The organism is Pseudomonas sp. GM84 (genome assembly GCF_000282535.1).
Taxonomy (GTDB): domain Bacteria; phylum Pseudomonadota; class Gammaproteobacteria; order Pseudomonadales; family Pseudomonadaceae; genus Aquipseudomonas.
Genome location: NZ_AKJC01000031.1, coordinates 1 through 6,378, shown reverse-complemented (window position 1 = coordinate 6,378; position 6,378 = coordinate 1). Strand labels below are relative to the sequence as shown.

The window sequence follows — 6,378 nt, the reverse complement described above, 5'->3', positions numbered from 1 at the left end:
AATGGCGGGTAGCCGACCCGCTGGCCGATGGCCAGCCGTTCCTCGACATGGCCCGCGCCAGCCTGACGGCGCTGGGCGTGCAGTGCAGCCATGGCGAAGCGCAGCCAAGCCATGACGGCGACAGCGATGGCATCGATGACGAGCTGCGCGAGGTGTTTCTCGAAGAGGCCGGCGAACTGCTGCCGGAAATCGAGCGTCACTGGCTGCGCTGGCGCGCCGACAACAGCCTGTACGAAGCCCTGGTGGAGCTGCGCCGCGATCTGCACACGCTCAAGGGCAGCGGTCGCATGGTGCATGCCCAGGCGGTCGCCGAGCTGGCCTGGGGGGGCGAGCACCTGCTCAATCGCGTGCTCGAACGGCGTATCGCCCTTGCGCCAGAGGGGGCCGTGGCGCTGCAGCAGGTGGTCGTGCACCTGCCGGACCTGCTGGCTGACTTCGCCGCCGGGCAGATGCCACAAGTGACCGAGATCGAGCAGTTGGCCAGCCATCTGCATGCGCTTGCCGAGAGCGACACACCTGTCAGTGCCGAAATCGAAGGCCTCGATCCTCAGCTGCTGGACATCTTCCGCAATGAGGCACAGGGCCATCTGGCCAGCCTGAGTGCCTACCTGCAGGCGGCCAAAGGCCAGGACACGCCCGTCAGCGATGAACTGCAGCGCGCCCTGCACACGCTCAAGGGCAGTGCCGCCATGGCCGGCGTGATGCCGATCGCCGAACTGGCCACGGCTTTCGATCGCCTGGTTCGCGAATACCGCAGTCACCAATTGCCCTTGCAGGGCGCTGAAATCGCCTGGCTGGACGCGGCGCGTGCCTTGTTCCAGCAGGGCCTGGCGCAGTTGGGCAGCACGCCGCTGGCCGCTATCGCGGGCGCGGCGCAGTTGATCGAGCAGGTCGGCGAGGCGGTGGACGAGCGGCTGGCAACCCTGCATGACGAGCAGTCCCACGCACGGCGCAACGCGCGCGACCCACAGCGTACAGCCAGCTTCCTGGCCCAGGCCATGGACATCCTGCTGGATGCCGAGTCGCTGCTGTCGCGCTGGCAGGAGCAACCGGGCCAGCGCCAGTCGCTGGACAGCCTGCTCGATGAATTGACCACGCTGTGCCATGCGGCCCACCTGGCCGACCTTTGGCAGATGGACGATGTCTGCGAAGCACTGCTGGACGTCTATGGCGCAGCGGAAGAGGGCAGCCTGGGGGCCGATGCGCGCTTTTTCGCCCAGGCCCATCAGGCCCATGAAGCGCTCCTCGATATGCTTGACCAGGTCGCTGCCGGCCAGGAGCTGACGCCCCGCGCCGATTGCGTCGACAGCCTGCGCGGCTTGCTGGCCGATGCCCTGGCGCCGGATGCCACGGGCCTGGTGGCGCCGGGCTCGGTGACGCCACTGCCGGCATCCGTGGAACTGACCGAGGAGGTCGACAGCCCGGGCGACAAGGAGCTGCTGGAAGTCTTCCTCGAAGAAAGCTCGGACATCGTCGAAAGCGCCGCTGCCGCGCTGGCACGCTGGCAGGCAGAGCCGCGCAACAGCGTCGAGGTGGATAACCTGCTGCGTGACCTGCACACCCTCAAGGGCGGAGCACGCATGGTCGAGATCGCCGCCATCGGCGATCTTGCCCACGAACTGGAGTTCCTCTACGAGTTGCTGGCTGCCGGGCGCTTGCCGCCCAGCGCGCCGCTGTTCGCACTCTTGCAGAACTGCCACGACCGCCTGGCGCACATGCTCGATGCCGCGCGCCTGGGCCAGCCGCTGCATGCGGCCACCGCACTGATCGACTACATCCGCAACTTCAGCAGCGCCGCACTGACCGACAGTGTCGCCGGGCAGGCCCCGGCCGAAGCGGCGCCCGCGGAGTTGCCCAGCGCCGCGCCGGAGCGCGCGGCTGGCGATATGGTCAAGGTCGACGCCGAGCTGCTCGACGACCTGGGCAACCTGGCCGGTGAGCATTCGGTCATCCGCGGGCGCATCGAGCAGCAGGTCAACGACGCCCAGTTCGCCCTGAACGAGATGGAAACCACCCTGGAGCGCATGCGCGACCAGCTGTTGCGCCTGGACAACGAGACCCAGGGGCGGATCAGCAGCCGGCAACCCTTCGAAGGCGACGCCTACGAAGACTTCGACCCGCTGGAGATGGACCGCCATTCCCAGTTGCAGCAGTTGTCGCGGGCCTTGTTCGAATCGGCCTCCGACTTGCTCGACTTGAAAGAGACACTGACCCAGCGTGCCCAGGAGGCCTACAGCCTGCTGCAGCAGCAGGCGCGGGTGAACAGCCAGTTGCAGGAAGGCCTGACGGCGACCTTGATGGTGCCGTTCGAGCGCCTGGTGCCGCGCCTGCAGCGGGTCGTACGGCAAGTGGCGAGCGAGCTGGGCAAGCAGGTCGAACTGGTGGTCGGCAACGCCGAAGGCGAGCTGGACCGCAGCGTGCTCGAACGCATGGTCGCGCCGCTCGAACATATGCTGCGCAATGCCGTCGACCATGGCCTGGAGGCCCGCGAAGTGCGTCTGGCCGCCGGCAAGCCGGAGCACGGCACCATTCATTTGAACCTGCTGCACGAAGGCGCCGACATCGTCATCGAAATGACTGACGATGGCGCTGGCGTTCCGCTGGACGCGGTGCGGCGCAAAGCCATCAAGCGGGGCCTGCTGGACCCGCAGGCCAACTTGAGCGATCACGAAATCCTTCAGTTCATCCTGCGCCCCGGTTTTTCCACGGCCGAGAAGATCACCCAGATTTCCGGGCGTGGCCTGGGCATGGACGTGGTGCACGAAGAGGTCAAGCAGCTTGGCGGCTCGATGACGATCGAATCGGCCCAGGGCAAGGGTGCGCGCTTCCTGATTCGCCTGCCGTTCACGGTGTCGATCAACCGCGCCCTGATGGTGCACATGGGCGAGGAGCAGTACGCCATCCCGCTCAACACCATCGAGGGCATCGTCCGCGTGCCGCCGGCCGAGCTGGCTGCCTGCTACCAGCTGGGGGTGCCGCGCTACGAGTATGCCGGCCATGAATACGAGCTGCGTTACCTGGGCGAACTGCTGCAAGGGCTGCCACGGCCTGGCCTGCTCGGGCAGAGCGTGCCGCTGCCGGTGCTGCTGGTGCATTCCCAGGAGCAATCGTTCGCGATTCAGGTCGACAGCCTCTCGCCGAGCCGCGAGATCGTGGTGAAGAGCCTCGGACCCCAGTTCGCCGCCGTGGCGGGGCTGTCGGGCGCGACCCTGCTGGGCGATGGTCGGGTGGTGCTGATTCTCGATCTGCTCGGCCAGCTGCGCGGCCAGCAACGCCGCCTGGCGCGCCTGCCGGGCGGCAGCGGGGTGCAGAGCACGCTGTTCGGGCCGGCACCGCGCCGCGCCTTGCTGGTGATGGTGGTGGACGACTCGGTGACGGTGCGCAAGGTCACCAGCCGCCTGCTCGAGCGCCATGGCATGAGCGTGCTGACTGCCAAGGACGGGGTCGACGCCATGGCCCTGCTGGAAGAGCACCGCCCCGACGTGTTGCTGCTGGATATCGAGATGCCGCGCATGGATGGATTCGAAGTGGCCACCCGTATACGCCGCGATGAGCGGCTCAAGGACCTGCCGATCATCATGATCACCTCACGCACCGGGCAGAAGCACCGCGACCGGGCCATGGCCATTGGCGTCAACGATTACCTGGGCAAGCCGTACCAGGAATCGGTGTTGCTGCAGAGCATCGCCCACTGGAGCCAGCACCATGCTTGAACTGATCGCAGGCCAGCGTAGCAGCCTGACGGGCCTGTTGTTGCCGTTGGGCGACCGAACCCTGGTGCTGCCGAATGTGGCCGTGGCGGAACTGATTGGCCAGCGCAACCTGTTCTGCCAGCCGGGCGAGCCTACGTGGCACCTGGGCTGGATCGACTGGCGCCAGCAACACCTGCCGCTGATCGGCTTCGAGGCCGCCTGCGGGGGCGAGACGCCGTGTGGCGAGCGAGCGCGCATCGTGGTGCTCAATGCCTTGGGCGATACCGGCTTGCGTTATCTGGCGGTGCTGCTGCAGGACATTCCACGGTCGTGCAAGCTCGACAGCCAGCTCAATTATGTGGACGTGGCGCTGGGTAGCCTGGAACTGGCGGCGGTGCAGGTGGGAGATCAGGTGGCGCGGGTGCCGGACCTGGGCGCGTTGGAAAGGCTGGTGCGTGACGCGCAATTGCAACCTGCCCTTGGGTAGGATGTGAAGCTGATGGCCCTTTCGCGGGACAAGCCCGCTCCCACAGGCACAGCACAGGCCTCAAGGGTTGAGTGAACTTGTGGGAGCGGGCTTGCCCCGCGAAGGGGCCGCAACTGAAGGAATGAGGAACCCAGCCCACCCAAGGAGGTCTGTGTTTGCATGTATTACGGTGAACGCTTCAACGCCTGGACCCACCTGGTCGGTGCCATCCTGGCCTGTATCGGTGCCATCTGGCTGATCGTCGTCGCAGGCCTGCAGGGCGACCCCTGGAAGATCGTCAGTTTCTCCATCTACGGCGCCACGCTGCTGTTGCTCTACAGCATCTCGACCCTTTACCACAGCACGCGCGGCCGCGCGAAGGTGATCATGCGCAAGCTCGATCACCTGTCGATCTACCTGCTGATCGCCGGCAGCTACACGCCATTCTGCCTGGTCAGCCTGCGCGGCCCCTGGGGCTGGAGCCTGTTCGGCGTGGTCTGGGGCCTGGCGGTGATCGGCATGTTGCAGGAAATAAAACCGCGCTCCGAAGCGCGGGTCCTGTCGATCGTCATCTATGCGGTGATGGGCTGGATCGTCCTGGTGGCGGTCAAGCCCTTGCTGAACAGCCTCGGCACCGCCGGCTTCGCCTGGCTGGCGGCCGGCGGAGTGTTCTACACCGTGGGCATCATCTTCTTCGCCTTCGACAGCCGTTTCCGCCACTGGCATGGCATCTGGCACCTGTTCGTGATTGCCGGCAGCCTCATGCACTTCGTCGCGGTGTCGGTCTACGTGCGCTAGCTGTTTACGAAAAATCGCCCCACAACTGCTGAGCCACCGCGAGTGCCACCACGGGCGCAGTCTCGGTGCGCAGCACGCGGGGGCCGAGGCGGGCGGCGTGGAAGCCAGCCGCCTTGGCCTGGTCGACTTCCGCCTCGCTCAAGCCGCCTTCCGGGCCGATGAGGAAGGCCAGGCGCGCTGGTTTTTCGTGGCTGGTCAGCGGTTCGGCGACCGGGTGCAGGACCAGTTTCAGGTCGGCTTCACTGCCCTTGATCCACTCGGCCAGGGTCACTGGCGGATGGATCACCGGCAGGGTCGAACGGCCGCACTGCTCGCAGGCGCTGATGGCCACCTGGCGCCAGTGGGCCAGGCGTTTGTCGGCGCGCTCGTCTTTGAGGCGCACTTCACAGCGTTCGCTGACGATCGGGGTGATTTCATTGACGCCCAGTTCGGTGGCCTTCTGGATGGCCCAGTCCATGCGCTCGCCGCGGGACAGGCCCTGGCCCAGGTGGATATGCAACGGCGAATCGGCCTGGCCTGGCAGGGCCTGGTCGAGGCTGACGCGCACGGTCTTCTTGCCCACTTCGAGCAACTGGCCGAGGTATTCCTGGCCGCTGCCGTCGAACAGTTGCACGGCATCGCCGGGGGCCATGCGCAGTACGCGGCCGATGTAGTGGGCCTGGGCTTCGGGCAGGTCGTGCTCGCCAAGGCTCAGGGGGGCGTCGATGAAGAAGCGGGACAGTCTCATGGTTCTGCTCAGGAAATAGGGAACACAATGTCTAACCCTGTGGGAGCGGGCTTGTCCCGCGAACAAGGGAGAAGCCCTTGCCAGGCACCGAGGTGTCTGCTTCGCGGGGCAAGCCCGCTCCCACAAGGGTGGTGGTGTGGTTTAGTTTCGGGTCAGCCCGGATCGCGGAAGTCAGGGTGGAAGTTCGCCGGTACGGCGACGCTGACGCTTTCCCGCGTGGCGATATCGATGCCTTCACTGGCCACTTCGGCGAGGAAGTCGATCTGCTCCGGGGTAATGACATACGGTGGCAGGAAGTACACCACGCTACCCAGCGGACGCAACAGGGCGCCACGGGACAGGGCGTGCTCGAACACCTTCAGGCCACGACGCTCCTGCCAGGGGTAGGCGACCTTGCCGGCCTTGTCCTGCACCATCTCGATCGCAAGGGCCATGCCGGTCTGGCGGATTTCGGCGACATGGGCGTGGTCGGCCAGGTGCGCGGTGGCGCTGGCCATGCGTGCCGACAGCGCCTTGTTGGCTTCGATCACGTTGTCCTGCTCGAAGATATCCAGGGTCGCCAGGGCGGCGGCGCAGGCCAGCGGGTTGCCGGTGTAGCTGTGCGAGTGGAGGAAGGCGCGCAGGGTCGGGTAATCGTCGTAGAACGCCTGGTACACGGTGTCGGTGGTCAGGCAGGCAGCCAGCGGCAGGGAGCC

At 66.4% G+C, this 6,378-nt stretch carries 5 protein-coding genes; 3 read left to right on the top strand and 2 right to left on the bottom strand.

What is annotated here, in order from left to right; all coding sequences use genetic code 11:
* The 3 genes from PMI38_RS02600 to trhA all read left to right on the top strand — a co-directional run.
* On the top strand, positions 1-3,713 hold a 3,713-nt coding region (locus PMI38_RS02600; protein ID WP_008090303.1), incomplete at its 5' end, for a hybrid sensor histidine kinase/response regulator.
* Positions 3,706-4,179 carry a chemotaxis protein CheW gene (locus PMI38_RS02595; RefSeq protein WP_008090301.1) on the top strand — a complete coding sequence of 158 codons (474 nt, stop codon included), beginning with the start codon at positions 3,706-3,708 and terminating at the stop codon, positions 4,177-4,179. The genes PMI38_RS02600 and PMI38_RS02595, both read left to right, overlap by 8 nt.
* Before the next feature lie 159 nt (positions 4,180-4,338).
* The gene (trhA, locus tag PMI38_RS02590) at positions 4,339-4,956 is read left to right on the top strand and encodes a PAQR family membrane homeostasis protein TrhA (protein WP_008090299.1); all 618 of its coding nucleotides are present in this window, start codon (positions 4,339-4,341) and stop codon (positions 4,954-4,956) included.
* 4 nt (positions 4,957-4,960) lie between these two features.
* Here the strand turns inward: trhA and PMI38_RS02585 are convergent, their stop codons facing one another.
* Together PMI38_RS02585 and PMI38_RS02580 are read right to left on the bottom strand one after the other, a co-directional pair.
* A complete protein-coding gene (locus tag PMI38_RS02585) occupies positions 4,961-5,683 on the bottom strand; it encodes a 16S rRNA (uracil(1498)-N(3))-methyltransferase (protein ID WP_008090297.1) in 723 nt (240 codons plus the stop codon).
* 152 nt (positions 5,684-5,835) lie between these two features.
* Positions 5,836-6,378: aminotransferase class III-fold pyridoxal phosphate-dependent enzyme (locus PMI38_RS02580; RefSeq protein WP_008090295.1), on the bottom strand; the 543-nt coding region annotated here is incomplete at its 5' end.

Bases quoted from the DNA above. Each gene is read 5' to 3' on its own strand.
- PMI38_RS02595 (WP_008090301.1), top strand. From the start codon at position 3,706: ATGCTTGAACTGATCGCAGGCCAGCGTAGCAGCCTGACGGGCCTGTTG.
- trhA (WP_008090299.1), top strand. From the start codon at position 4,339: ATGTATTACGGTGAACGCTTCAACGCCTGGACCCACCTGGTCGGTGCC.
- PMI38_RS02585 (WP_008090297.1), bottom strand. From the start codon at position 5,683: ATGAGACTGTCCCGCTTCTTCATCGACGCCCCCCTGAGCCTTGGCGAG.